Genomic DNA, 26,897 nt, shown 5'->3' on the forward strand with positions numbered 1-26,897 from the left:
AATGAGTTTTTCAATGTAACGACGCGCGATACGCTCGGATTGAAGTTTGGGCAATGGCAATACCCTCCCACCGTGAAGTATAAAGAGCAGGATGTCTATCAAGGGAAAGTCGTCGTTAAAGCAACGGTGACAATCGCTTCCAACGCATCGCTTTCGACCGCATCGATTCCGATTACGGTAGGTTATCAGATATGCGCGGAGTTCGGAGCGGAAACCTGCTTTATGCCGACCGAGCGGACTGTAAACTGGAAGGCGAAACGCGGCACTGCCGTTCCCAATGCCAGCGAACCGGAAGTAACACCCGTTCCGACAGCAACCGATACCGTTACCACGACTCCAGTAACACCCGCTACAACACCAGTGATTTCCACCCCGGCAACAACTGTCACGACACCGCCAGCCAACGAATCACTCGAAGATAAATTCTCCCGCGCTTTGCAGGAAGGGAGTTGGTTCGCATTCATCCTCGTGTTTCTGGGCGGGGTGTTTGCTTCGCTAACGCCGTGTGTGTATCCGGTGATACCGATAACGATGGGCTATATCGGCAGTCGAGCGGGCGGCAACAAAGTACGCGGGTTTACATTATCGCTTGCGTTTGTACTCGGTCTCGCAATCGTTTATTCGACATTAGGTTTAGTCGCCGCTTCGACTGGCGCATTGTTTGGCGCATTCACTCAAACGCCGTGGTTCCTTGGCGCTATCGCGCTGGTATTTGGCGTGATGGGCATTTCGATGCTCGGTGTCTTTGACTTACCAATACCGGGGTTTGCTGCACAAGCACAGGGAAATCCGAAGGGCGGTTACTTCGGAGCGGCAGTGATGGGGGGGCTCAGCGGATTAGTCGCTGCGCCGTGTGTCGGGCCCATTTTAGTAGCGTTGCTTGCTTGGGTAGCACAGTCGGGTAGTCTCCTTTTAGGATTTTTCCTCCTCTTCACTTTCTCGATGGGGATGGGTTTGTTGTTCATTGCGATTGGCACCTTTTCTGGATTGTTGCAATCATTGCCGCAAGCAGGCGAATGGATGGTTGCTATCAAGAAATTCTTTGGCTTCGCACTCCTCGCCGGTGCATTGTATGTACTCAAACCATTCATTCCCGATGGTATAAATTTATTCGTTTGGGCAATTCTACTGTCGTTTGGCGGAATGACGCTGTGGGGAAAACCGCTCACTCCCGAAGATGAAATGACACTGGGTTTCGGATTTCAGAGAGGCATGGCAATTTTACTGGTTGCCGCTTCGTTATTAACTTTGCAGCGAATGTTCTCCGTCGGTATGGGTTGGGAATTGGTTACTGTCCATAATACTGTGGCATCTACCACAGGTGGGGAAGGCGCAGGTGTCTCCGAACTCCCGTGGATGAAGAACGACGAAGCGGGCGCTTTAGCAAAAGCGAAGACTGAGAATAAACCCATTTTGATTGATTTTTATGCCGATTGGTGCGCCGCTTGTGTGGAACTCGACCATTATACTTGGCCTGATCCCACCGTGCAGAAGGCAGCGGCTGGTTTTATCGCATTAAAGTTCGACTTTACCAAACAAAACGATGCGACCAAAGCCTTGATGCAGAAGTACAAAATTCAGGGACTTCCAACCGTATTATTATTGTCGCCGGATGGAACGGAGAAAGCTCGTTTCACGGGATTCAAACCACCGGCGGAAACAGTACAATGGATGTCGTCAGTAACGTTTTAACCACTTGGCATTCACTCAAATTACCAGCCGCAATTTTCGCGGCTCAACATCCAAGAGACAGGAGTAGTGCATGGCAGTAGAAAAATGGAACGATGAGAAGTTCGATGCGGAAATCGGTTCCCAACAACTAATCGTAATCGATTTCGGTGCAACTTGGTGCGGTCCCTGCAAAAAGTTACACCCAATCATGGCAGATCTTTCCCAAGAATATGAAGGGAAACTTCGGGTGGTCGAGATCGATGTTGCCGATGCGCCGAAAGTCGCGCAAAAATACGGTGTATTCAGCGTACCACAGCTCATTTTTTTCCGGGCCGGTGAGCGGCTTGCCACAATCAACGGATTGCAGGCAAAAGGAAAAATCGCCGAACAGATCGACCGTTTACTCGTGTAATGGTTCATCGACTCGTATCATAAACAACAAGCAACTTTCAATGGGAGGGTAAAATAAATGAATAAAGTTTCATCGCGCTGGTTGGTAGTGGGATTCACTATTGTTAGCGCATTGGTTTGGTTCACCAGTTCAAAAACAACCACAGCGGTTGCCGCCGGTGCCGAGAAATTTCCTGCCTTTACGACAACCGACGTCGATGGCAAAACAATCAAGAGCACAGAGTTGCTCAAAGGGAAAATCTCAATCGTCAATTTCTGGGCGACCTGGTGTCCGCCGTGTCGGCAAGAAATTCCTCATTTCATCGAGTTACAAAAGAAGTACCAAGGCAAATTGCAGATCGTTGGATTGTCGGCGGATCGCGGCGCCGATGTCAATGCCAAAGTAAAAAAATGGGCAACGAGCAATGGGGTGAATTACCCGGTTGCTGTAGTTACCAACGAGTTTCAACAACCATATCAAAATCTGCTATCGAGTGACGAACAGGGGGGGATTCCCTATACCTTCATTCTCGATAAACAAGGAAATATCGTTACACGATTGGTCGGATACCGGGATATGAAGTATTGGGAAAACGAAATCCAGAAGCTATCCAAGTAGTCGGTTTTCCATGCGTACATGACAACGCACCGGCATACCCGGTGCGTTGTTTTTTTGCTTTTACTCGTTGGGTGATAGAACTGCACATCTTCAAAATCGGGATATTGATTGGGCAGTCGCCTTCAAGAAAGTTACCACAAGAGAATTAAAAAAGGGCGCTCACACGCCCCTCTGTTCTTTCCTGTGCGCAAGACTACTCTTCGTTTTTATTCGGTTGATACTCAGGAACTAGTTTCTTGATTTCTTGTTTCAACTGGTGGACGTCCATTTTAAACTGCTCGTCGACCAGTGTCAATACATCGCGATGGAATGTTCCATTGACACTAAGATTCGGCTTAAGAACAAACAAATTGGGTACTCGCGTCGGTTCCTCTTCCCCTTCAAAGTAGAGACTTTCATACATTTTCTCACCAGGACGCAAACCGGTAAACTGAATCTTGATATCTTTGTGGGGGCGTAGTCCTGACAGTTCTATCATATATTCTGCAAGATCGGCAATCTTGATGGGCTCGCCCATATCAAGTACATAGATTTGACCACCCTCACCGGTGGCTCCTGCTTGTAACACCAACTCCACTGCTTCAGAAATCAGCATGAAGTAGCGAGTGATATCCGGGTGAGTAACTGTTATCGGACCACCGGCTGCAATCTGTTCGGCAAATTTCGGAATCACACTACCGGAACTTCCTAAAACATTACCAAACCTGACAGTAAGAAACTCGGTTTTACTCTTCAACTGTTCGACTTGACAGATTAACTCGCAGATTCGTTTAGTTGCACCCATTACATTGGTTGGGTTAACCGCCTTATCGGAGGAGATAAGAATAAAGCGTTCGATGTTGAAACGACTCGCCAAGTGAGCCAAGCGATGTGTACTGGAAAGGTTATTGTAAATCGCCGCCCACGGATTCGCTTCCATGAGGGGAACGTGCTTGTACGCCGCGGCATGAAAAACTAATTGCGGCTTAAAACGCGTAAATACCGTCTCCATGAGGGGGGCGACACAAGCATCAGCCACTTGTCCGGTAATCGTGAGATCGGGGAATTGGCGATGCAGTTCCTCTTCCACTTTATAAATATTAAATTCGCTGGAATCGACGATTACAAGTTGATTGGGCTTGAATCCGGCGATTTGGCGGCACAACTCGGAGCCAATGGAACCGCCACCACCCACAACCAGAACTGATTTTCCTTCGATTAGATTGCGAACAGGAACCGGATCGAGGTGAACTTGTCGGCGACGCAGTAAATCGCGGATTTCAAAACGCCGCAACTCGTTAATCGTGATTCTTCCCGTCACTAAATCGTTGAGTCCAGGAATTGTTTTTACTTCAATGTCGCCGGCTTGCTCTTTGACGATTTTGAAGATGTTGCGGGCTTCTGAACCGGTCATCGATGGAACACAGAAGTAAATTGCATTGATCGAATGTTCTTTTATAAGCTTAGCGATACTTTCGCGATTGCCAAGAATTTTTTTATTGTGAATATACTTGCCAAGTTTCAGTTGATCATCGTCGACAAATCCTACGACAAAAATTCCGGAATCCTGATACTGCAGTAGATTTCGGAGCAGTTGCTCTCCGGCATCACCAGCGCCGTAAATCAAAACTCGGCGTTTGGAGTCCTGCTCAGCACTCTTCTCTTTCCGGTAAGTACTGTAATATCGTACCAGCAAACGAATACCACCGGCAAAGAAAATTACGGCAAAGAAATCGATTAGTATCACGGAACGGGGAATTCGGCTTGCTGCCAACAAGTAATTGGTTAGAATAACAGCGACGGTGCCAACTGCGGTTGCTTTCACAAGGGCAATTAGCGAATGTACCGCGGAGTAGCGCCACATGGTCGAATAGAGTCGGAAAGCGGCAAAAACGGATAATCGAATCGAAAGAAACAGCAACAAGTAGGGGGCAATCTGGTAGATCTCTTTTATGAAATCCGCCCAGGTAAAACGAATATAGTACCCGAGTAAAAAAGCGAAAAGACACGCGAAGAAATCGAGTGATAGTTTGATAGCAAGACGAGTGTTTGTACTAAGTTCTTTTATCATACTTCGTGTTATACCGGCGTTCCTCGCCGCCGAGCCTTATTGTGTTAATTTAGCAACTGACAACCATATCTCCAAGTATAGTATGGTTAGCACTCCGGTTATCCATCACCTTTGATGTACATCACTTAATCGCAAACTGGTGTACTGCAGTTCTACATCAGATAACCGATACATTTTTTTTGTATCTTTACAAATCGAGGCACATTATACAAAATTCCATTCCTATTCGCTAACTGAAACCGAGAGTCCCATGCCACCACTTAGAACTTCCGACGACATTGTTGCGAAAGCGCAAGAATTCGCAAAGTTAACCGAGCCTTTATTAGTTGCTGTTCCTGCCGCTCATGACGATGATGTTATTGGCGCGATTCAAGCGGCTACCAACGCCGGGTTTGTCCGGGCAATCCTAATCGGCGATGAAGCAAAAATCACTCACTTCTGTTCTGAGTTAAACGTTAATCTGGATCATGTGGAAATCATACCATCACCCGACGATGCGTCCTCGGCGAAGCTCGCATGTCAACTGGCAAAAGACGGTAAAGTAAAGCTGATTATGAAAGGGAATCTTCCTACCGGTAAGCTCTTAAAAATCCTTCTGGCTAAGGAGTATGGACTACGACGGGGAAGAATTCTTTCCCATGTCGCTGTCCTGTCAATGCCGCATTTTCCCCGTCTGTTGGGTATTACCGATGGTGGGATGGTTGTTGCTCCCGACGAAAAAACCCGTCCCCAATTGGTGGTGAACGCCATTGAAGTTTTCCATGCGTTGGGAATTGAAATTCCAAAAGTGGCACTACTTGCCGCTACGGATGATGTCGTTCCCGGTGTGCCGATTACCAGAGAACTGGCGGCTTTTGCCAAAGCGTGCGAGCGCGGCGCGATGAAACACGCCATCGTCGATGGGCCTTTAGCTTTCGACAGCGCAGTCTGGCCGGCAGTAACCGACAAACTACCATTTGCGTCGCGGGTCGCCGGTAGTGCCGATATCGTGGTGGTCAGTGCAATCGAAGTTGCGAATATTGTTGTGAAAGCGTTGGACATTCTTGCCGATGCCGTTTTCGCAGGTGTTATCATGGGAGCGAAAATCCCTGTAGCACTGGTGAGTCGTTCCGACACCGCCCGCAACAAATTGACTTCGTTGGCGTTAGCCACTTTAGTCGCTGCCAGCAACTCGAGGAGACAATCATGATTGCGCAGAACCAATACGATCCCGAAGCCGCATTACGCGATTTTCTGAGTACACACTCACACAATGTTTCACAGAAGCGATTGGGGATTCTACTCCCGGCACTACCTGATACTGCCGCAATTGTCAGAGAGTTTCACCCCAATGGGATGATACAACCGGTTTTAATCGGTACGGAAGAAGAGTGCGCGTTGTTTCAGCACATGGCAGGACTCGCCAACATCGATGTAATCTCGTGTGAATCTTCCATCGAAGGTGCAGCAATAGCAGTTGAAACAAAACGCGTCGATATTCTGCTTCGTGGAGAAACTGGGGTTCATGCTCTGTTACAGCGGTTGCTTACCGTTCCAGAATTTCGTTACGGTTGGATCTCGCAGGTTGCGTTGCTCTATCCGCCTAAGTTGAACCGGCCGCTGTTGCTCTCCGACGGCGCGGTAACCTTGCAACCGACATTGGATCAAAAAATCAAGATTGTGGAAAATGCATTGAAAGTCGCACGAACCCTCCGATTCGATCCCCCGAAAGTTGCTTTGTTAGCTGCCGTAGAGACGATTTCCGCCGATCAAACAGTGGGAATGCACGATGCGATTCTGGCAAAAATGAGCGAACGCGGACAATTTGGTAACGCATTACTCGACGGGCCGCTTGCCTTGGATTTAGCGCTGTCGGAAGAAGCCGCTATCAAGAAAAAGGTGAAGGGAGCGGTTGCAGGAAAAGCCGACATATTGATTGCTCCGACTTTGGAAGTTGGGAACGCTTTGTACAAAGCTTTGATTACCTTAGCTCATTCGGCTTCCGCGTCGGTTGTGGTGGGAGGATCAGTTCCAATCGCATTACCCTCACGTTCCGATCATCCGTCGGCTCTCTTGTTTTCAATACAACTATCGTGTATCGTATCATAACAAAACTATGTTTCATTCACTTTACTTCGGAAAAAGTGGGTTCATACCCTTAATGAATTGAAAGAAAACGGAGGTACAATGAAACGTTGGCTAATCGGCTTCTTGTTAGGAGCAACCATTTTGTCCTTCAGCGGATGTAATCTGTTCGGTTGGACACAACAACCGACCAGTGCATCCGATTATTTGAATGAAGGGCGACAGAAACTGCGCGATGGCGACTACAGCGGTGCCTTAAACGATTTTCGCAGCGCTGTGAATGAAGACCCGAACAATTCAGAGGCTCGTTATGCTTATGCAAAAGCGCGCCTACTGGTATCGGGAATTACCTCATTCGATATCCTCACCTCACTGTCTCAATTCAGTTTCAATTCCGGCGATTCAATTCCATTCTTCCGAACAACGGATGATTATTGGCCAAACCTGCGAGCAACAGAATTGTTGGCGACCCTTAACGAAGTAAATGAGATGCTCGCTCCAATTTTTGCCGGGCAGACCAGCGGGCATATCCAACAGCGCGACGTGAACCTTGATTTCGGGTTATCGCGCTTAGTATTCGGACTCACCCGTTTACGCGACACCAACTTGGATAACGTAATCGCAAGCAACGAATCGCAAGTTTCGATGGTTTGGTCGGGGACGTCATTCGATTTACGGGGCGTCGAACGGGTCTGTCAAACCAACGGTTCCCGCGCATTAGATTCATTGATGGGGAACGTCAGCCTGTTTTGTGGCGATCTGCGCAACATTATTCGCGATATCGTTTCGGAGTATCAGGAACCGGGCGAAGCAGGATTCGATTCGCAGGGACTCGATAGCGTTGCCTCGGCGATTCGCAATACCATCGACCGTTACCGGATTGCCGATGCCACCGACAACAACAACAATGGTTACTTAGATGAAATGATATTAGCTTCAACCGAAACGAGTGACCCAACTTTCTACTTAAGTGCGTTTATGTTCCGTTTCAGTGGTACTCGCATTGACTCCACATTCATCACAGTACCGATGGATGGTATCGACTTTGCCGGATCGGCATGGGATAGTCCACGTCCTTGGACGCAAGCGTGGGTCGATTCCCTCCGCAATGTGACCGATGGTTCCGGAATGACTTATCTCCGGGCGTTAGGCTATACGGGAGCGAGGTAACCAATGAAAAAAGCATTCCTACTTCTATTGACATTCGCATTGGCAGGTTCTGTTCTTGCAGCATCGGCACCAGCATTCCGGAAAGGCGCCGCCGAACTTGGTATCGGTGGTGCAACTTCGTTATACGGTTACAATTCGAGCGCGGTGATTTATAATCCGGCGTTACTGAACCGGGCGAAATTTAGGCTCGACGTCTTGAAAATTGGTGTGATTGCCGATAATGAATTCCTCAATTTGGTGAAGTTCATTGAAGACCACCAAACTGAGTTTTCAAAGTTCGACTCGCTTTCCCGACAAGAGCAACACGCATTTCTGGATGATATGGCGCAGTTTGACGACCGTTGGTACGATGTAAACATCTCACCGATGTTTGGTCTCACTTTCAAACATTTTGGTCTTGCTGTCGCATCACAGACTTCTCCCGCCGTAAAACTCGATCGGGGAATTTTGATGCCAGCGGTGGGACTCAAGGGATACAGCGATGTCTCCATTTATGCCGGTTACGGAAACCAACACGAATGGAAAATTTTGGGGAAGCCGCGATTAATCGAATATGGCGCTACACTAAAAATCATTAGCCGACGCGAGCTACCGGAGAAACGCATTCCTGCAACGCAAATCGGCAGTGAATCTGATGTCATGAAAGAAGTGCAGGACGATTTGAACAAGAAGCGCAGCGGTGTTGGTATCGATGCCGGTTTCGCCCATAAGTTCAATCAAACAACCGAAGCCGCCGTTGTGATTCACGATTTGTTGACCTCGTATGATGGCAAAATCATGACTCCGAATGTTGTGATCGGCTCCAAGTACGATCTGAAAGACAAATTGATACCGAATGCGAAAGCGGTAAGCCGGTGGATTGCCGTTGCCGAAATGGAAGATTTCTTCAATGGACAAGGTACGGCATTCTTCTACAAGTGGCACCTTGGAACCGAGTGGACGCTGTGGAACCGGTTGTTATTGCGCGGCGGCTTCAACCAAGGGTATCCGGGCTATGGACTTGGACTCGATCTCTATATTTTAAAGCTCGACTATACCTATTACGGCGAAGAAATGGGTACGAAACCGGGGCAGCTTGAATCGTACAAGCATTTCCTCCAGCTTAGTTTAGGGTGGTAATCGACGGAATATTTTGTGACCATGTGAAAAGAGGTAAAACGGGGTGAAGTGACTTCACCCCGTTTTTTTTATGTCGAGGTAAGTTCTTATGGAAATTGTGAAAAAACTGTTGTATTTTCTCTTTGTGAAGGTTTGATGATTAGGGAGGTTTGGATGAAACTGTCGCTTCGTTGTTTACCGCTTTTACTCGTCTTCTCGATCTATCTACCAGTCTATAGCCAATACAATTGGGAACCGGCGAATGGGCCGTTCGGCGGCACCGTGACCGCGCTCGGTTCGACACCGAATGGAAGTCTGCTCGCTGTTACTGAGAACGGATTGTTCCGGGCAAACAGCAGCGCGCAAGCTTGGACGAATTATGGTTACATCGGCTGGGAATTTCACGATTTCCAATTTGCAAATGGTGTAACCTATGCACTCCTACGCAACAACGACATCAACACAGTTTACCGCTCACTCAATAACGGCGCAGTCTGGGAAACTTGTAATCTCACGACCACCAGCGTTAATCCATTATTAGTGGTACCGGACGGAAGAGTGTTCTGTAATCAAAACGGATTGCTGGTTGCATCACGGGATAGCGGCATCACCTGGGATACGATTGCGCAACCTCCCATCGACGTCTCGGAAAAGTATTGGTTGGGTGGAGTAACCAACGATACAACTGTTCAGGTACTACTCTATACTTATCGTAATTCGCAATCGATTCTCTATCGTGCGACCGATGGTAACCAATGGGACTCCCTCACGACGGTAGCATGGCGGATGAGAGCGCAGGATATGGCGGTCGTTTTCCGCGATACAATCTACGGCTCGTTCAGTAATTTGCAATATCGCTCAGTCGATCATGGCATCACGTGGGTACGACCGAATATATCCATGAGTAATGTGGTATCGATGGCTGTTAGCTCCGACCGTCACCTGTATCTTGTCCTATACAACTCTGTCTACTATTTCTCCCGCCTACCCATCGATGACTTTTCCGCGAATTGGCAACAAGTTGGCAGCAACTCTATCGACTATCGCGCGGTGCTTGCCTCCGAACATACCGTTAATGTGTATGCGGCAAGCAACTACTACGGTGTTTTCAAAGTCGGCGAATCGCTCCCGTACAACACCGGATTATCAGGGTCTCATGCGAAACGGTTCGCCGGTACTGCCCGCGATACGCTCTTTAGTCTGTACAGTGGGATGGTATTCCGGTCGTCGAATAACGGGAATAGCTGGACTCGCATTACCCCAATGGGGCGACAACATCGTTGTTTTACGCTCGCGAACGACGGCGTGATGCTGGCGGGCGCGTCGAATGCGTTGTACCGTTCTACCGATGGCGGGTTGAATTGGCAATATGTCACTTCGATTGGCGGCAGTGGAATGAGCGTTGTTGAGAAAGCGCCCAATGGTACACTCTACGGTATTTCCAACGGACTCATGAAATCGACGGATAACGGTATCGTCTGGTCGCGGGTCGCGTATGTTACCGAGGAGGTTTTGTCGTTAGGATTTACCGAAACCGGCGGGATCCTTGGCGGTACGGCGCATGGAATTTACTACTCCAACGGAGCGTATGGCAGTTGGTCCTACCGTTCACTCAGCGCATTAGAAATACGCGGCTTTGCCCATGACACTTCCGGCGCGATCTATGCCGCTTGCGTCGATCCGGTCGGCACCGGTTCGCGAGGCGGTCTCTATAAATCGGACGACAACGGTGCGACTTGGCGGCAGTTATCGCCCAATCAAAGTGTGTATGCTCTCGCGACCAATTACGAGGGTCAGATTTTCTTTTCGACGGCAACGACAATCTATCGCATGCAGCCGAATGGCGGTTATCAACCCTTTACCAATGGTCTACCGGCAAATGTAACCGCCACCTGTTTCTTCCTGCATCCAATATCGGGGAAACTCTTTATGGGTACGCCGCGCAACGGCACCTTCCGAACTGCGCAGATGATTACCGGTGTATCGGAGTCGGAATCGCAAAGGAAACAGCTACCGGTTAGCCTGAAAGCGAATTACCCGAATCCATTTAACACGCAGACGAAACTAATTTTCGCGATGCCGTACCCCGGAAATGTCAGTGTAAATGTGTACGACATCACTGGCGCAGAAGTCGCGAATCTCTTTTCCGGCAAATGGCATCCCGGTTATCAAACGGTAGTCTGGTCACCCGGTAATCTAACCAGCGGAATTTATTTCTGCCGGTTGGAGAGTGAACGAAATATCGTGATCCATAAACTCACTTATTTGAAGTGACAGATCGGTCTAATAAAGAAACCGCCGGGGAATATTCCGGCGGTTTTTTGGTTTGAGTTATCGCATACAAGTAGTCGCGTGCTGGTAGCCGCAGGCTTTAGCCTGCGTCCCCCGTAATCTCAAAATCAAGCGCGGGCTAAAGCCCACGGCTACCAATAGAAATACAATTCCGTGTATAACTCATCCTAATGAGGAAAGATGCTCTTTCATCAATTGGATCTGTTCTTCCAACCGGTTGCGCGATTCGACGATCACTTGCACCGCTTCCGGTTTAGCTCGACTCACGAAATTCTCGTTGGCAAGTTGCGCGTTCTTACCGGCAATCTGTTTATCGAGTTCCTCAAGTTTCTTCCGCGCTTTCGCCCGTTCCGCTTCGAGATCGACGAGACCGGCGAGCGGAATGTAAACCACCGTTGGACCAAACGGCAGCATGAACGACGTCGATTGCTCCGGGCGGGGAAGATTCTCGCCGATTGTCAGCTCCTCTAACTTTGCCGATTGCTTGATGACGGTTTCCATCTCCTGCAGTTCCAAGCGTACATCGTGCGAAGAAGTCGAACACATCACTTTCAACAACGTCTTATCGGTTAAGTTCACCGCGGCGCGAGTTGCTCGAATATTGCGTACAAGTTCCATCGTCAAGGCAAACGCCTGTTCGATATGTAAATCAATCCAGAGCGGATTCGGCTCCGGCCAATTCGCCAACATCAACAATGGACGGGGCGGGTTGTAGTTCGAGTGTTTCGCCGAAGGGTGAATCTGCCATAGTTCTTCCGTGATATGCGGCATGTAAGGATGCAGCAGTTTCAGGAAGGTGTGAATCGTATGGTCAAGCACACAGCGCGCCTCGAACGCTGAACGCTTGGCGGCATCGTCGGCGTCCGGCTCATTGCCCGCTCGCAACCGCGGTTTGATTAATTCGAGATACCAATCGCAGAATTGGTTCCAGAAGAAATCGTATAGCGCGAGCGCCCCTTCACGTAACCGGTACTCTTCAATCGCTCCAGTCACAGTGCCGGTCACAGTCTGTAATTGCGATAGTATCCATTTGTCTTCCCGCATCGTGAATTTGTGCGGCATTGCTTCCGGTTCGGGGTGCGCATCCAATGCCTGATACACGAAGCGCACTGCGTTCCAGATTTTATTCGCGAAGTGCTTGCCCATCTCCATCCGGTCGGCGGCAAGTTTGATATCCTGTCCTTCGGTAGCGAGCATCATGAGTGAGAACCGCACCGCATCGCAGCCGTACTTATCGATTAGATCGATGGGATCGATCCCGTTCCCCAACGATTTCGACATTCTCCGACCTTGATTGTCAAGTACGGTGCCGTGAATATACACCGTCTCGAAGGGACAGTCGGTCGGCACCTCCTCACCATCGATGCGAATCGTTCCGGTGTGAGGTTTGAATTTCTCACCCATCATCACCATCCGCGCCACCCAAAAGAAGATGATCTCTCGCGCGGTGGATAAGAGATTGCCGGGATACCATTTCTGTAAATCGTTCGTATTCTCCGGCCAGCCAAGCGTTGAGAACGGCCAAAGTTGCGACGAGAACCACGTATCGAGGACGTCGGGATCTTGGGTCAAGTTTTTACTTTGACAGACCGGGCACTCGGTTGGGTCTTCCCGATATGCGGAGACATGCTCACAATTATCACACGTCCAAATCGGAATCCGATGACCCCACCAGAGTTGGCGGGAAATACACCAGTCGCGCACATTTTCGAGCCACCGTTCGTAAATGTGACCATAACGCGCCGGCACAAACTTCAACCGATCGTCGCGATAGGCTTGCAGCGCTGGTTGTGCGAGCGGTTCCATTTTCACGAACCACTGTTCGGAGAGATACGGTTCGATCACGTCGTCCGTGCGATAACAATGCCCCACCGCATGTTTATACGGTGTTTCTTGATGCAGGAGACCTTGCTCTTTCAAGTCGGCAATTGCAGCATCTCGACACTTAAACCGATCCAAACCACGATACTTCTCCGGCACATTTTCGTTCATCGTACCATTGGTGGCAATCACGCAGAATGGTTCGAGACCGTGCCGTTTTCCTGTTTCAAAGTCGTTGGCATCGTGTGCCGGCGTGATTTTCAAACAACCGGTTCCGAAATCAAGCTCCACCGCTTCATCGGCAATCACAGGTATCGTACGGTCAGTTAGAGGAAGTCTCACTTCCTGACCAATGAATCGATTCCAACGTTCATCCTTCGGATGCACCGCTACCGCCATATCGCCAAACAACGTTTCGGGGCGAGTGGTTGCCACACGTAAAGCACCTTCGCCTTCCACCAACGGATAGTCGATTTCCCAAAGGAACGAATCCTCGTCGCGGTGTTCCACTTCGTCGTCGGAGATCGCACTATGACAAGTCGGACACCAATTCACAATCCGCAACCCGCGATAGATAAGCCCATCTTCAAAAAGCGTACAGAAGACATGGCGCACGGCATGGGATAACCCATCGTCGAGGGTGAAGCGAGTGCGCGACCAGTCGCAGGAACAGCCGAGCCGTTTCAATTGCGTTAGGATGCGATTCCCGTATTCTTCTTTCCACTTCCACACTTCTTCGATAAACCTCTCACGACCCAATTCGTGGCGGGATGATTTCTTTTTGCGTAAATCTTTTTCCACCACCGATTGCGTCGCAATACCAGCGTGATCGGTGCCGGGAAGCCACAACGTATCGAAGCCCTGCATCCGCCGCATCCGAATGACCATATCCTGAATTGTATTGTTCAGCGCATGCCCCATGTGGAGCGCACCGGTGACATTCGGCGGCGGGATCATAATTGCGAACGGTTGTCTGCCACGGTCGTGGGCGATGAAGGCGCCACTCGCTTCCCAATGTTGGTACCAGCGTTGTTCCACGCCGGTGGGATCGTATGCGCCGCCCTTCTTGGGGGCTTCGGTCGGGTTTTGCTCGGACATGATGTTTCCAATTTTTCGTAGGACAGACCACAGAATAGTCTGTCCATTTTCAATCCGCAGACAGGAGTGTCTGCGCTACGGTTTTTTGGCGTATGCCATACGCCCCTACAATGTTGGACAGGAATGTCCAACGTACGGTCGACAGACAGGAGTGTCTGTCGTACGGCACAAAAAAAACGGGGCGCTCTGCCCCGTTAAACACTTGTCAAATCGACAGGGCGCGCTACATGGGCGGTACGACGACCGCGACCTTTCCTACGCTGACACTGCCTATTGGCGACATGGTTTGTTCCTCAAGTTCCTAAGAATATAACCGGGTAAGACAACGAATGCAACCAAATGCACCTCATTATTGCGATTGCTCCGCTTGCTGCTGAATATATTCGCGTAAACTGCCTTGGTTCAATTTATCGAGTAACTCAGTCGCCAGTCGAGGGAATTCTCCGCCATCGGGATCGCTTTTCATCGTATTCCATTTGGAAAGAGCGGTTGCGGTATCCCCAGCAAAGAATGCGAGTACACCCTGCCGTAAGAAGACGCGATGTAAGTTCCGGCGCGCTTCGGTAAGCAACGGATTACGGGTGAGCGCTTCTTTGAAATGAAACTCCGCTTCGCCAAGTTCGCCCATCTCATACCATGCCGCACCCACGTTCGCGATTTCTCCAGCAGTATTTACTACTTGTTTGGGATCGATATCGACTTTGTATTCTTCCCTCAACAACGATTTCGCTAATGCGGTATCCCCTTTCATCATCGACAACAAGGCAAGTTTCGTATGAACGCCGGGAAAATTTTTACGGACGGCAAGCAACTTCAAATACGATTCTTCCGCTTTAGGTAAATTACCTTCCTTGTAATAAGCAAGCCCCAATTGCATAAGTCCGTAGGCACCATCGTTCCCGCGATAATTTCCCCAATTCACTTGCACGAGAATTGTTATCGTAATCACAGTGAGCAAAATCGGCAATGCTCGCTTGAGAGACTGTTTCCAGCGTTCCCAGAGTTCCGTTATCGTAACCGCGGCAAAGGGAATTAGTAACGGTACTATCGGCAAGCGATACCGCGCATTGATAAACACCAGCACAATTCCGACGATTAATCCTGCTATGGCAAGTAACAACGCAACGGTAATCCCCCGCTCGCTCGCTGGAAGTTGCTTGCGGTGTTTCGATGACACCCGAATCAAAATTCCTGAGATTCCCAACGGTGCGATAATCCACCATCCGACAACGAACATCGAATAGCTCCACGGAAACGCCTGGGCGAAACCACGGGGGTCGAAGGTGTTGGGAATCTCCAACGGATAGAGGAGCAGGAAAAATTTATTGAACAGAATTTGCAACGCTTGCAAGGGGTGCTGCATAACAAATAGTACCGCCAAGTTGCGATAGTAGGTATCCAATTCCGTCCAGCTAACGAGTCGCCCCTTCAAAGTTGACAGATGATAGCGCAATTCCGGAAATGTCCACGCGGGGCCAAAGTCTGGGAGAATCGCCGAGTAACCGTCGGCATCGGGATTATTTCCGATGTAGAGATTTACTCCGCCTTGCAGGGAGAGCAGCGGCTCACCAAACCGTAGCCACTGGTAAAGCGTTACCAGTAATGGCAAAACTGCAGTCGCACCAAGCGCGTACAGCAACGGCTTCCAATTTCGCTGCGATTTTCTCAGAAGTTGGTTTCGGAACGGGTACAACAACGATAATAGACCAGGTGCGGCAAAAATCGCCGTTGGCCAAGTAATGGTTGCAAATCCGAGCATCAAGCCGCCGGAAAGCGGTTTTCCGATGGATTGCCAGCGTTTCGACGGTTCCGGTCGCCCGGGTAATGGTGGTAACAGGATTTGGATTGCCAGTAGTAAAAATAGAATAATCCAAACCGGCGCTAAGATATCTGCTTCATGGAGCCAGAACATGCCGTAAGTGGCGGCAAGGATTCCGGCTACGCGTCCGGTTAATTCTCCCGCCATTCGCGCGGTAATCCGATAGATGAGCAACACGTTGAGCGATCCGACACACGCTTGGATGAGTCGAATCCACAGTGGGTCGGAACCGAAAACACTGTAAACTGTGGCGAGGATGTAAGGATATAAGGGAGCGCGTTCGTAAATTATGGCGGGGAAAAAACCATCCGTGACATACTTGATGGCAAGTTCATGGTAGGTAAGTGCATCCACAAGTAACGCCGACCAAAACGGCGTTTTCACCAGACCGGCAAGCCAAATACAACGAATAAGCAATGCAGCCGCGAACAATCCTTCCGCGAAGGATAGCTTCCGGTGCGGTTGTCCGGTCTCTTTTGGTTCCACGAGCGCTCCGACGTATTTTTTAAGTTGCAGAATTCAAAAGAGAAAAGCAAATGTCATTTTGGCGAAAACCGTCCGTACCGGAAATCGATGCTGTTATCCTACACGGGAAGATGAAAGAGGAGAAACCACCTCGCCTGCTCGATGTCCGGGAAACCGAAGAACATGAAGAAGGCGTCATTCCCGGAGCAATCTTAATACCGATGGGACAATTGGGCGATAAACTGAAACAGGTTGCTCCCGATGAAATGGAAGAAATCGTCGTTTACTGCCGCTCTGGCAACCGTTCATTATATTCGACGGAGCAGTTGCGTCATGCCGGGTATACCAACGTTGCTTCACTACAAGGAGGCATTCTTGGCTGGTGGCGGCAAGGCTACGAAATTGCCGAGCCGAAACCATAGTGAATTGAACAAGTTTCTACGTATTCTATGAAAGAAGAGAGTTTTATAAGATTCTCTCACCATCTAAAACATCTCCAAAAGGGATAAATCAATGGCAGACCTCGAACCGCGTGCCGGTTACCGCATTGAAAAAGACAGTTTCGGACCGATGTACATTCCGGATAATGTCTACTATGGCGTTCAGACCGTACGCGCGCTCCAAAACTTTCAAATCTCCGGTTTGAAACCACACCCCTATTTTGTTTGGTCGGTCGCTACGATAAAACACGCCGCCGCCCAAGCGAATTGGGAACTCGGCATGCTTGATGAAGAACGCGCGAAAGCGATTATGCAAGCTGCCGAAGAAATTCGTAACGGGAAATTCGCTGACCAATTTGTTGTCGATCCATATCAAGCCGGCGCTGGTACTTCCCATCACATGAATGTTAACGAAGTGATTGCGAACCGCGCGCTGGAACTGCTCGGACATGCGAAAGGGGACGAGTCGTTCCTTTCCCCCAATAATCATGTCAACTTCGGTCAATCGACCAACGACGTTATCCCCACGGCAATCCGCCTTGGTGGTCTTCGCGGCGCAAATGCGCTGTTATCGCCGCTCAAAATGCTGGAAGATGAGTTAACAGCGAAATCGAAATGGTTCGATCATATCGTCAAGAGCGCTCGTACCCACTTGCAGGATGCCGTACCAATCCGGTTAGGTCAGGAGTTCGGCGGAATGGCACGCTCGGTTCAAAAGTGCCGGACCCGGGTCGAACATGCCATGACAGCAATGTATGAAATCGGACTCGGCGGCAGCGCTGCCGGAACCGGCTTGAATACCCATCCTGAGTATCGACATTGTGTTGCCGAGAAGCTTACTGAGTTAACTGGTTATCCATTAACTCCCGCCCAAGACTTTTTCGAGGCGATGTCCTCGATGGCGCCAGCAGTGGAATTATCGAATGCCTGTCGCGCAGCAGCAGTGGAAATCGGTCGGATCAGCAACGATTTACGGTTGCTTTCCTCTGGCCCGACAACCGGTATCGCTGAAATCCGGTTACCGGAATTACAACCCGGTTCCTCGATTATGCCGGGCAAGGTGAACCCGGTAATCCCGGAAATGGTTAACATGGTTTGTTATCAGGTGATGGGATTCGATAACACTGTTGTGTTAGCAAGCGCCGCCGGACAGTTCCAATTGAATGTCATGATGCCGGTGATTGCACTGAACCTATTCTGGGAATTGACGATTCTCCGGACGGCAACTCGCCACCTCGCAGAAAAATGCGTTCGCGGCATCACTGCCGATGAACAACGTTGCCGCAATTACCTCGAACGGAATGCCCAGGTAGCAACCGCGTTGAACCCGGTCATCGGATACCTTAAAGCGGCAGAAGTTGTAAAAGAGTGGGGTAAAACCGGCCGGTCAATCCGCGCAATCGTATTGGAAAAACACTTCCTCAGCGAGGAGGAGGTCGATCGGATTCTTTCCCCGGATGCCATACGCGCAATGACCGAACCGGGGGTTGCGAGAAAGTAACGGAATTGCGGTATCGGATTTGAAAGGAGCGCTTACATGGGCGCTCCTTTTCTGTTGTTGTGTGTAGACACATGAATCTATCTCACAATTGGTAGCCGCGGGCTTTAGCCCGCGTTTCATCAATTTGTGTAGCCTGTGCGCGGGCTAAAGCCCGCTGCTACCAGCTTGAAGTATGAATAGCAAGATAGCTACATCTTTTTCGGTCAGTTTGAGCCGAATCCCGATTTTCTATATATTTATAACTAAGTCGAACGATCAATCGCGACCTTTGCCGATTAAACATTCGACGTAGCTTGCGCGGCTAACGCGCAGTATTCTGTTCATCCATAGGAGTAATCCGTGTCTAATAGGAAGTACAAGATAGGCTGGTTGCCGGGCGATGGCGTCGGCATAGAAGTATTGGAAGCAACCCGTATTGTGCTTGATAAATTGGGATTAAACGCCGAGTATCCGCACGGCGACATCGGTTGGGAGTTTTGGTGCAAGGAAGGGGATGCGCTTCCCCAACGTACCATCGATTTACTGCACAACGTCGACGGTGCGATGTTTGGCGCAATCACCTCGAAACCGGCGAAAATTGCGGAACTGGAATTGGTACCAGAGTTACGCGGTACTGGACTTATCTATCGCTCACCCATCGTGCGGATGCGTCAGATCTTCGATCTGTATGTCTGTTTGCGTCCCTGCAAAGCGTATCCCGGCAATCCCTTGAATTTTAAAGAGGGAATCGACATCGTTGTATTCCGCGAAAATACTGAAGACATGTACTGCGGCGTCGAATTCAATCCAGTGCCGGATGAGTTGATTAATGTTTTGACTAAGCTCTCGAAACCGTTCGCGCCGTTCAGTAAACTTGCTGGCAACGAATATGCTATTTCGTGCAAAATCAACACCCGCAAAGGCTCCGAACGGATTATCCGCGCCGGTTTCGAGTATGCCCGCGCTCATAACCGTAAAAAAGTTACTATCGTTCATAAAGCGAATGTCGTCCGCGCAACCGATGGACTCTTCCTCGACATCGCAAAAGAAGTCGCCAAAGAGTTTCCGGAAATTCAATTCGACGAAGCTAATGTCGATGCAATGACGATGTGGCTACTTAAGAATCCATTCAGCTATGATGTATTAGTCGCTCCAAATCTATTCGGCGATATCATCAGCGACCTCTGCGCGCAGTTGGTGGGTGGCTTGGGCTTTGGCTGCTCGGGTAACATCGGCGAGAAACTTGGCGTTTTTGAACCATCGCACGGCTCAGCGCCAAAGTACACCGGACTCTACAAAGTGAATCCGATTGCAACAATTCTCTCAGCAAAGCTGATGCTCGACAAATTGGGCGAATTCGAATTTGCAAAACGGGTGGAAGACGCTACCGCCGCAGTGATTAAGGAAGGGAAAGTCCGCACCTATGATATGGGCGGAAGCAACACGACAATCGAAATGGGACAAGCAATCGCCGACCGCTTATAGTTTGCGTTTGCGCTGACTTAGGAAAAATCGGGACAAGGGTGTATCGAATGGATATACCCTTGTTCTCGTTTAGGAAGTGAGGGTGTCAATGGACAGGGAGAGTATTGAGAACATCTTTTTCCATGAAGAACAGTCTTTTGCGAAAGCGAATCGCTGGATCGGTATCGCTCTTTTCTTGCTGCCGCTCACGATGGGGTATTTCGTATGGGAACAGATGATTCAACATCGTCCCATCGGTACTAACCCACCCCCTGATGCGGTGTTGTTGCTTTTGTTCGGTGTTATCGGCATCTTCGTTCCGTGGCTAATACTCTCGGCTCGTTTATGTGTTGAAGTGCGCGATTCCGGCGTTTGGTTCCGTTATCATCCCTTCATGTTCAAGTGGAAGTGCATCGGATTTGAAGATATTCAAAGCGCGCAAGCTGTTACATATCGTCCAATTCTTGAGTATGGCGGTTGGGGTATCCGGATCGCTTGGGGAAAGCGGGCTTACAATGTCAGTGGGAATGAAGGAGTTCTGTTAACTTTACGTTCTACAACAACGACAACCCTTTTAGGTTCGCAACAGGCTCATGATCTGGAGGCTGCGATTACAACGGCAATGAAGACAACATTCCATAGCAAATCAAAATGAAATATCTTTTTATCGGATTGATTTACTTGTATAGGATCGTGTTGTCGCCGATTCTCGGGGGACAGTGCCGGTTTCACCCGAGTTGCAGCCATTATGCCGAAGAAGCAATCCGAAAACATGGCTCACTGAGGGGGGGATGGCTTGCGATAAAGCGGATTTTCCGGTGTGGACCGTGGCACCCGGGCGGATTTGATCCCGTTCCATAAGATTCGGTTGCGAACCTATTCTTGCCTTCATACCTTACGCGCTATGGAATACGATCCGATAAAAGACAAACTCTTTCAGTTTACGAAACGCAGCATCACCCTGCGCGAAATGCTTTTTTTTGCCGTCGGCCATGTGTTTTTGCGTGAGCAACATGTCAAACGGCGGATCAAGCAACTCAAGCTGCCGAAAGCACCAGCGATCCTCGATGCCGGTTGCGGATTAGGGCAGTACTCGCTCTGGATGGCGAAACAATTTCCCGATGCGAACATCTTTGCCGCTGATGTGAAACAGCATTTTCTTGATGCTGGTAACGAACATGCGAAAGCACGTGGCTACAAAAATCTACAATTCGGTGAGTTGGATTTGCTCCAACTATCGGAAACCAACAAGTACGATTTAATTGTGTCGGTCGATGTGATGGAACATATCGAAGACGATGTCGATTTAATGCGGCGTTATTTCCGAGCGCTCAAACCGGGCGGTTTCCTGATTATCCACACTCCGGGTTCCGAAGAAGATTCCCGAACAACCACTATCGATCCGAAGTACCAAGTCGATGAACATGTCCGCCCCGGCTATTGTCCACAGGAAATGGATGAGAAGCTGCGGGAAGCGGGCTTCCCCAACGTTACTCTCTACCCCACCTATCATAAGGTCACTGGAAAGTTGTTGTGGTATCTCTGGCAGGGGATTCCATTGCAGCTCACCCGTCTCAGTCTGTTGGGTTATGCGTTAATCCCCTTGTATTTCGTGGCAGCGTACCCACTGGGCTATCCGCTCTGGTGGCGCGATCTGCATCTGCCACTCAAAGAAGGCAGCGGTTTAATCGCCGTCGGTAAAAAGTAGTTTTTTGTTGATTTTCTTAAGATGAGGCGGAACATTGTTCCGCCTTTTTTCTGTGTTGGGTTACATCGCTCTCCTTTTTTTGCGACATCGATAATAGAAATAATTGATTTGTAATGACTTGCTGAGTAGACTTGACAACGGGGCATGCGCTTTCTTATTTTAGTTAATCGATTGATTAAATCAAACAGTTAATACAAAGATATCCATGAGTCCGACCAAGACCAACAAACCTAAAAAGCATCGACCGGAGAAATCCGAAACGAAGCTTTCAGTTGCCGACCGCGCAGCAAAAATCGCCGAGTTCCGCGAATTTCTCGAGCGGTTTAAATCTTCGCAGCAGATAACAGAGCCCGACTCGCCGCGCGCCCGCATTCTCGATACTGCCTTCACGCTGTTTGCCGAAAAGGGATTCCACGGCGTAGGGGTGAGAGAAATCGCCGTTGCCGCGAAGGTCAACCAAGCGATGGTGCATTACTATTTCCAGACGAAAGAGCAATTGTATCACCGCGTAATCGCTACTCAGATGGTGAACATTGCACAATTCATCTTGATGCAACTCGATCTCAAACACACCCCCGAGGAAATGATTCTCTCGCTCCCTCGACGCATTACGAACATGCTGCAAAATCACCCGAAATGGTCGCAACTCATCTTGCGGGAAGTCGCCGAAGGGGGGAAGCATCTGGCGGAAACGGTTAACGAACTCGGTGAATTGGGGCCGCGGGGCATCTCGAAACAACTCGCCCTCCTCTATGGTCAAAGCGTCGCCTCCGGCAATATTATCGACCTCCCTCCCGCGATGGCGGTTCCGTTACTCATTGGATTCAGTTACAGCGCCGCCTTTATCGAACCGTTCTTCCGAGTAATTTCGCAAAGCGAAGGCGAATCGGAGAAACTGAACGAGATGCGCATCACGTTAATGGAACATCTTTGGCGATGCGGTATGACAACGCCCATGCCGCGAGGAAAAAAACATGCTGCGAAGTAATCGATTCTTCCTACCATTCATCGGTTTTTTACTCACGATTCTCATCATGCAAACCACTGGCTGGGCGGCAGAAGATGCCAATTGGCGATTGGAAGATTGCATCCAGCAAGGGCTCAATACATCACCGCGACTGCGCTCCACCTCCGAACAACTTATCCGCGCCGAAGCAGGTTACCGCGAAGATCGGGCAAACCGGCTGGGAACCGTAGACATTACCGGCAACTACTCGCATAACACCGAAGTTCAGGAGCTATCGTTGGTGATACCATTACCAACGGGTGTCGTCGAACGCAAAATGAGTTTCGGCGATGGCAACAATTTCGATTTTGCCGCAACGGCAAAACTTCCCTTGTATACCGGCGGCGCAATCTCGAACCGTATCCGCGCTTCCGAAGCCGACCGCGCTGCAACATCGTACGATCTCGCCGCCGACAGCGCGTCTTTTGTCGCCGAAATTCGGAGAGCGTTTTTCAACGCGTTAGGCGCACAACAAGCGGTGAAAATCTGCGATTTGAATGTCTTTACGCTTACCCGTCATCACGCCGACGTAGCGAAAATGGTGGAAGTCGGCGTCGGTACCGAAGAACAACTGACGATGGCGGAAGCAGCGGTGCTGCAAGCTGAAGCAGCACAAGCTGCTGCGCATTCAGAATTAATCGCATCCCAATTTGCGTTAGGTAATCTGATCGGACTGCCCGGTCAATTGATTGATCCGACCGGCGACTTAACAAAATCGCTTTTTGTCAACGATATCACAACGAGTTGGAACGACCGTCCCGAAGTAAAGTCGATCGAATTACGTCTCAAACAGAGCCTGTCGAGCGCCGCCGTTGCAAAAGCGAGTTTTCTACCGAATCTATCGGCGATGGCGGCATACCACTATGCGAAACCAGGTGTCGACGCAATTTCCAACAAGTGGATGGATTACGCCATCGTCGGGGCGAATTTGTCGTGGACGCTATGGGATGGAAAGGCGCGTCAACAGCGGCTGGAGAAGTCGATCTCGCAAACCCGCACGGTTCGGGAAAAACAAATCGAATTGCGCAACGCCTTGCAGTCGCAATTTGAAATCGTAAAAATCCGTTCGCAATACGCCGACCACGCCAAAACCTACTTGGCGAAGCGAGCCGAAGCGGTTTCTAAACGCGCCGAAATGGTCCAAACACGTTACAAAACCGGCTCAGCAACCGAGCAGGAGTGGCTCGACGCTTACGACGAAGCCAATGCAGCACAGCTTGCGCTGAATAACGGTCTAGTGCGGTTACGAATCGCCGAAATCGAGTATCTCTACACGATTGCCAAGTAAAGAAGTTTTCCGAAACGAAAGAGAATCCCATGAATGCGAAATACATTCGATTCGTACTCGCTGCTGGCGCAGCCCTACTGCTTGTTTTCACCGGCTGTAAAAGTTCCGAGTCGCAATTGCAACCAACCGGCACATTCGAGGCGACCGATGTGGCAATCCAACCGCTGGTGTCGGGGAGAGTGCAATCCGTGAAGTATGCCGAAGGGGCGGTCGTCAATGCCGGCGACACGCTGGCGGTAATCGATACGGAGTTGTTGTCGCTGCAAAAGACTCAGTCGGAAGCGCAGCTTACCGAGTTGCGGGCGACCCTCGTCGCCCTGCGTGCGCAACTCGCGCAAGTCGAATCGCAGTATAAAAATGCGACGACAAAAGAGAAGCGTCAAACGATTCTGTTGGAAGCGGGGACTACTTCGCAACAGATGTACGATGACAGTCGGTTGCAGTCCAATCTTTATCGATTACAATCGCAGGCACTCACTGCACAGATTGGTGCTAACGAAGCGCAACAACAGCGAATCGGCGCGGCAATTGCTGTCACCGAACGGCAGCTACGCGACGGATTCGTGTTGTCGCCGGTGAAAGCAACCATCATCGAACGAAACAGTGAGCCCGGTGAAACCGTGACGCCGCAAACTGTCATGTTTAAGATTGCTGATTTATCCTCACTAACGCTCAAGATTTACATCAGTGAAACGGAAATGAGCCGGATTGGTCTCGGTAAGAAGCTTATCGTAAAACCGGACGCTCACGGAGAGAAGACGTTTGAAGGCGTGGTCTCATTTATCAGTCCAGTGGCGGAGTTCACGCCGAAGAATATTCAAACGAAAAAATCGCGTGCCGATCTCGTATTCGCTGTGAAAATCACTGTTCTCAATCCGGCGGGAAATCTTCATCCGGGAATGCCGGCGGAAGTTCTCGTTCCATGAACGCGGCAATTTCCATCGAGCATCTTGCGAAACGGTATGGCAATGTTACTGCAGTCCGGGAGTTGTCGCTATCGGTAAACTCCGGCGAGATAGCCGGACTCATCGGAGCCGACAGCGCTGGGAAAACTACTGCGATTCGGATGATCTGCGGATTACTGAAGCCGGATAGCGGTACGGTGAAAATCGCTGGATTTGTGTTACCGCAGGGACAGAAAGCGGTAAAGGATCATCTGGGATACATGCCGCAGCGGTTCAGTCTGTATCCTGATTTGACAGTCGAAGAGAATATTCATTTTTTTGCCGACTTATACCAAATCCCGAAAAAGCAGCGGCTCGAGCGCATCGACCAATTGTATCACTTTTCCAAGTTAGGTCCGTTTCGCGAACGGCGGGCGGGCAGACTCTCCGGCGGCGTGAAACAAAAACTCGCATTGTGTTGCAACTTGATTCACGAACCGGATGTCATGATACTCGACGAACCGACATTCGGCGTCGATCCAGTTTCGCGACGCGAGTTATGGGATATTCTGCATTCTCTGCGCGAGCGCGGCACGGCATTACTCGTGTCAACTGCCTATCTCGATGAAGCGGAGTGGTGCGATTCGATTCATCTCATGCATGAAGGACAAATAATCGCATCGGGCGCGCTCGAAGAACTACTGCAACGTTATCCCTATCGATTGTCGGAAGTTGTTGCCGAAAATCATACGCGACAGGAATTCGACGCGGTGCGCCACGAATTGATGCAAATTCATGAGATTGCTCATGTTCATCGGTTTGGCGACCGGTTGCACGTCGCTTACCAGAGTGAAGTACAAGAACATTCGATCCATGCGATTGCGACTCACGCAGCGATGCAAGTCTATCCGGTGAAACCGATTCTCGAAGATTTGTTTGTTACGCTGGTGACCGCATGAGTGAAGCAACATACAACGAACGGTATGCGATCCAAGCGGTCAATATGTCGAAACGATTTGGTGCATTTACTGCCGTCGATTCTCTCAACATCACCGTAGAGCGTGGTGAAATCTTTGGATTTCTTGGCGCAAACGGCGCAGGCAAGACGACAGCGATTCGCGTATTTTGCGGATTGCTCACGCCTTCCTCTGGCGATGCGTGGGTTGCCGGTAAAAGCGTGAAAACCGAAATGAAGGCGTTACGGACGCGTATCGGATATATGAGCCAAAAGTTTTCACTCTATGAGGATCTCACCGTCGCACAAAACCTCGAACTCTACGGCGGCATCTACAAAATACCCTCATCGGTAGCGAAAGAACGTTCCCAAGAGTTACTCGGAAAAGTTGGTTTACTCGGTATGGAGAAACGAGAAACCCGTGATATTCCGCTCGGATTCAAACAACGATTGGCGCTGGGTTGCGCGCTCTTGCATCGTCCCGAAGTCGTCTTTCTCGACGAACCAACCAGCGGGGTCGATCCAGTTGCCCGCCGAAAATTCTGGGATCTCATTTACGAAGTCGCCGACGAAGGAACAACGGTGTTTGTCACGACGCACTATATGGACGAAGCGGAGTACTGCGGTCGGGTCAGTTTACTGGTAGCAGGAAAACTTGCCGCATTGGACACTCCAACCGGCATGAAGCAAAGCGTAGGGGCAAAATCGATGCAGGAAGCGTTTCTCTCCATTGTGCAGCAAGCAGAACAGGAGTTGCAACGATGACCCGAGTGCTTGCCGTTGCGAAAAAAGAATTTCTCCACATTCGTCGCGACGCCCGAACGTTGTTTGTGGCGATCGCGATGCCGATTGCGATGCTGATGCTTTACGGATACGCCATCGATATGGATTTGAAGCAAGTGCGAATCGCCGTACTCGATGAAGACCGCACACCGGAGAGCCGCGACTTGCTTGCCCGCATGACAGCGGGTAACACTTTCCGCATTACAACAATTTTAACGAATCGGGAAGAATTCAGCGATGGTTTTGCCGCGAATCGTTACCGCGCCATCGTCGCAATCGCTCCCGGCTTCGGCGAAGATATTGCGACTCATCGCGACGCGCGATTTCAAGTC

The 26,897-nt window shown here is 49.9% G+C and carries 23 protein-coding genes; 20 read left to right on the forward strand and 3 right to left on the reverse strand.

Annotation, left to right across the window (positions count from 1 at the left end; genetic code table 11):
* The 3 genes from dsbD to OEM52_04940 form a co-directional block, all read left to right on the forward strand.
* A partial coding sequence (gene dsbD, locus OEM52_04930) for a protein-disulfide reductase DsbD (protein ID MDK9699476.1) occupies nt 1–1,692 on the forward strand: 1,692 nt, incomplete at its 5' end.
* 70 nt (nt 1,693–1,762) lie between these two features.
* The gene (locus OEM52_04935; GenBank protein ID MDK9699477.1) at nt 1,763–2,083 is read left to right on the forward strand and encodes a thioredoxin domain-containing protein; all 321 of its coding nucleotides are present in this window, start codon (nt 1,763–1,765) and stop codon (nt 2,081–2,083) included.
* A 57-nt stretch (nt 2,084–2,140) separates the two neighbouring features.
* The gene (locus OEM52_04940; protein ID MDK9699478.1) at nt 2,141–2,680 is read left to right on the forward strand and encodes a TlpA family protein disulfide reductase; all 540 of its coding nucleotides are present in this window, start codon (nt 2,141–2,143) and stop codon (nt 2,678–2,680) included.
* A 193-nt stretch (nt 2,681–2,873) separates the two neighbouring features.
* Here the strand turns inward: OEM52_04940 and OEM52_04945 are convergent, their stop codons facing one another.
* A complete protein-coding gene (locus OEM52_04945) occupies nt 2,874–4,730 on the reverse strand; it encodes a polysaccharide biosynthesis protein (GenBank protein MDK9699479.1) in 1,857 nt (618 codons plus the stop codon).
* Between the two features lie 250 nt (nt 4,731–4,980).
* On the opposite strand from OEM52_04945, the gene OEM52_04950 reads away from it, so the two are divergent.
* The 5 genes from OEM52_04950 to OEM52_04970 all read left to right on the forward strand — a co-directional run bounded on the left by OEM52_04950 (nt 4,981) and on the right by OEM52_04970 (nt 11,336).
* On the forward strand, nt 4,981–5,919 hold the full coding sequence (locus OEM52_04950; protein MDK9699480.1) for a phosphate acyltransferase: 939 nt from the start codon (nt 4,981–4,983) through the stop codon (nt 5,917–5,919).
* A complete protein-coding gene (locus OEM52_04955; protein MDK9699481.1) occupies nt 5,916–6,818 on the forward strand; it encodes a phosphate acyltransferase in 903 nt (300 codons plus the stop codon). Before OEM52_04950 ends, OEM52_04955 begins: the two co-directional genes overlap by 4 nt.
* 78 nt (nt 6,819–6,896) lie before the next feature.
* The gene (locus OEM52_04960) at nt 6,897–7,964 is read left to right on the forward strand and encodes a hypothetical protein (protein MDK9699482.1); all 1,068 of its coding nucleotides are present in this window, start codon (nt 6,897–6,899) and stop codon (nt 7,962–7,964) included.
* A 3-nt stretch (nt 7,965–7,967) separates the two neighbouring features.
* Nucleotides 7,968–9,083: a hypothetical protein gene (locus OEM52_04965; GenBank protein MDK9699483.1), complete on the forward strand. Its 1,116-nt coding sequence runs from the start codon at nt 7,968–7,970 to the stop codon at nt 9,081–9,083.
* A gap of 153 nt (nt 9,084–9,236) precedes the next feature.
* Nucleotides 9,237–11,336 carry a T9SS type A sorting domain-containing protein gene (locus tag OEM52_04970; protein ID MDK9699484.1) on the forward strand — a complete coding sequence of 700 codons (2,100 nt, stop codon included), beginning with the start codon at nt 9,237–9,239 and terminating at the stop codon, nt 11,334–11,336.
* 180 nt (nt 11,337–11,516) lie between these two features.
* On the opposite strand, the gene OEM52_04975 is transcribed toward OEM52_04970, so the two are convergent.
* Nucleotides 11,517–14,273, reverse strand: coding sequence for a valine--tRNA ligase (locus OEM52_04975; protein ID MDK9699485.1), 2,757 nt, complete (start codon nt 14,271–14,273; stop codon nt 11,517–11,519).
* Nucleotides 14,274–14,622: 349 nt separating this feature from the next.
* Nucleotides 14,623–16,578, reverse strand: coding sequence for a glycosyltransferase family 39 protein (locus tag OEM52_04980; GenBank protein ID MDK9699486.1), 1,956 nt, complete (start codon nt 16,576–16,578; stop codon nt 14,623–14,625).
* Between the two features lie 50 nt (nt 16,579–16,628).
* Between OEM52_04980 and OEM52_04985 the strand changes: the two genes are divergently transcribed.
* From OEM52_04985 to OEM52_05040, 12 genes are all read left to right on the forward strand, one after another.
* Nucleotides 16,629–16,979: a rhodanese-like domain-containing protein gene (locus tag OEM52_04985; GenBank protein ID MDK9699487.1), complete on the forward strand. Its 351-nt coding sequence runs from the start codon at nt 16,629–16,631 to the stop codon at nt 16,977–16,979.
* Between the two features lie 91 nt (nt 16,980–17,070).
* Nucleotides 17,071–18,498 carry an aspartate ammonia-lyase gene (locus OEM52_04990; protein ID MDK9699488.1) on the forward strand — a complete coding sequence of 476 codons (1,428 nt, stop codon included), beginning with the start codon at nt 17,071–17,073 and terminating at the stop codon, nt 18,496–18,498.
* A 339-nt stretch (nt 18,499–18,837) separates the two neighbouring features.
* Nucleotides 18,838–19,962: an isocitrate/isopropylmalate dehydrogenase family protein gene (locus OEM52_04995; GenBank protein MDK9699489.1), complete on the forward strand. Its 1,125-nt coding sequence runs from the start codon at nt 18,838–18,840 to the stop codon at nt 19,960–19,962.
* 88 nt (nt 19,963–20,050) lie between these two features.
* The gene (locus OEM52_05000) at nt 20,051–20,596 is read left to right on the forward strand and encodes a DUF6141 family protein (protein ID MDK9699490.1); all 546 of its coding nucleotides are present in this window, start codon (nt 20,051–20,053) and stop codon (nt 20,594–20,596) included.
* Nucleotides 20,593–20,802 carry a membrane protein insertion efficiency factor YidD gene (gene yidD, locus OEM52_05005; GenBank protein MDK9699491.1) on the forward strand — a complete coding sequence of 70 codons (210 nt, stop codon included), beginning with the start codon at nt 20,593–20,595 and terminating at the stop codon, nt 20,800–20,802. Before OEM52_05000 ends, yidD begins: the two co-directional genes overlap by 4 nt.
* Complete coding sequence (locus OEM52_05010; GenBank protein ID MDK9699492.1) at nt 20,762–21,649, forward strand: methyltransferase domain-containing protein; 888 nt, start codon at nt 20,762–20,764, stop codon at nt 21,647–21,649. Before yidD ends, OEM52_05010 begins: the two co-directional genes overlap by 41 nt.
* 205 nt (nt 21,650–21,854) lie before the next feature.
* Nucleotides 21,855–22,637 carry a TetR family transcriptional regulator gene (locus tag OEM52_05015; protein MDK9699493.1) on the forward strand — a complete coding sequence of 261 codons (783 nt, stop codon included), beginning with the start codon at nt 21,855–21,857 and terminating at the stop codon, nt 22,635–22,637.
* Nucleotides 22,624–23,943, forward strand: coding sequence for a TolC family protein (locus tag OEM52_05020; protein MDK9699494.1), 1,320 nt, complete (start codon nt 22,624–22,626; stop codon nt 23,941–23,943). Before OEM52_05015 ends, OEM52_05020 begins: the two co-directional genes overlap by 14 nt.
* Nucleotides 23,944–23,972: 29 nt before the next feature.
* Complete coding sequence (locus tag OEM52_05025) at nt 23,973–24,869, forward strand: efflux RND transporter periplasmic adaptor subunit (protein MDK9699495.1); 897 nt, start codon at nt 23,973–23,975, stop codon at nt 24,867–24,869.
* Nucleotides 24,866–25,786 (forward strand): ABC transporter ATP-binding protein, encoded by a 921-nt coding sequence (locus OEM52_05030; GenBank protein ID MDK9699496.1) that lies wholly within the window; start codon nt 24,866–24,868, stop codon nt 25,784–25,786. Before OEM52_05025 ends, OEM52_05030 begins: the two co-directional genes overlap by 4 nt.
* Nucleotides 25,783–26,547: an ATP-binding cassette domain-containing protein gene (locus OEM52_05035; protein ID MDK9699497.1), complete on the forward strand. Its 765-nt coding sequence runs from the start codon at nt 25,783–25,785 to the stop codon at nt 26,545–26,547. Before OEM52_05030 ends, OEM52_05035 begins: the two co-directional genes overlap by 4 nt.
* Nucleotides 26,544–26,897, forward strand: a 354-nt coding sequence (locus OEM52_05040; GenBank protein MDK9699498.1) for an ABC transporter permease, incomplete at its 3' end; no start/stop codon positions are given. The genes OEM52_05035 and OEM52_05040, both read left to right, overlap by 4 nt.

It is taken from the genome of bacterium, assembly GCA_030247525.1.
Lineage (GTDB): Bacteria > Electryoneota > JAOADG01 > JAOADG01 > JAOADG01 > JAOTSC01.

Excerpts from the sequence above, each read along its gene's own strand:
- OEM52_04985 (MDK9699487.1), top strand. The coding sequence starts at position 16,629 with ATGTCATTTTGGCGAAAACCGTCCGTACCGGAAATCGATGCTGTTATC.
- OEM52_05020 (MDK9699494.1), top strand. The coding sequence starts at position 22,624 with ATGCTGCGAAGTAATCGATTCTTCCTACCATTCATCGGTTTTTTACTC.
- OEM52_05015 (MDK9699493.1), top strand. The coding sequence starts at position 21,855 with ATGAGTCCGACCAAGACCAACAAACCTAAAAAGCATCGACCGGAGAAA.
- OEM52_05035 (MDK9699497.1), top strand. The coding sequence starts at position 25,783 with ATGAGTGAAGCAACATACAACGAACGGTATGCGATCCAAGCGGTCAAT.
- OEM52_04965 (MDK9699483.1), top strand. The coding sequence starts at position 7,968 with ATGAAAAAAGCATTCCTACTTCTATTGACATTCGCATTGGCAGGTTCT.
- OEM52_04955 (MDK9699481.1), top strand. The coding sequence starts at position 5,916 with ATGATTGCGCAGAACCAATACGATCCCGAAGCCGCATTACGCGATTTT.
- OEM52_05025 (MDK9699495.1), top strand. The coding sequence starts at position 23,973 with ATGAATGCGAAATACATTCGATTCGTACTCGCTGCTGGCGCAGCCCTA.
- OEM52_05000 (MDK9699490.1), top strand. The coding sequence starts at position 20,051 with ATGGACAGGGAGAGTATTGAGAACATCTTTTTCCATGAAGAACAGTCT.
- OEM52_04945 (MDK9699479.1), bottom strand. The coding sequence starts at position 4,730 with ATGATAAAAGAACTTAGTACAAACACTCGTCTTGCTATCAAACTATCA.
- yidD (MDK9699491.1), top strand. The coding sequence starts at position 20,593 with ATGAAATATCTTTTTATCGGATTGATTTACTTGTATAGGATCGTGTTG.
- OEM52_04960 (MDK9699482.1), top strand. The coding sequence starts at position 6,897 with ATGAAACGTTGGCTAATCGGCTTCTTGTTAGGAGCAACCATTTTGTCC.
- OEM52_04940 (MDK9699478.1), top strand. The coding sequence starts at position 2,141 with ATGAATAAAGTTTCATCGCGCTGGTTGGTAGTGGGATTCACTATTGTT.
- OEM52_04990 (MDK9699488.1), top strand. The coding sequence starts at position 17,071 with ATGGCAGACCTCGAACCGCGTGCCGGTTACCGCATTGAAAAAGACAGT.
- OEM52_04935 (MDK9699477.1), top strand. The coding sequence starts at position 1,763 with ATGGCAGTAGAAAAATGGAACGATGAGAAGTTCGATGCGGAAATCGGT.
- OEM52_04975 (MDK9699485.1), bottom strand. The coding sequence starts at position 14,273 with ATGTCCGAGCAAAACCCGACCGAAGCCCCCAAGAAGGGCGGCGCATAC.
- OEM52_04970 (MDK9699484.1), top strand. The coding sequence starts at position 9,237 with ATGAAACTGTCGCTTCGTTGTTTACCGCTTTTACTCGTCTTCTCGATC.
- OEM52_04950 (MDK9699480.1), top strand. The coding sequence starts at position 4,981 with ATGCCACCACTTAGAACTTCCGACGACATTGTTGCGAAAGCGCAAGAA.
- OEM52_05030 (MDK9699496.1), top strand. The coding sequence starts at position 24,866 with ATGAACGCGGCAATTTCCATCGAGCATCTTGCGAAACGGTATGGCAAT.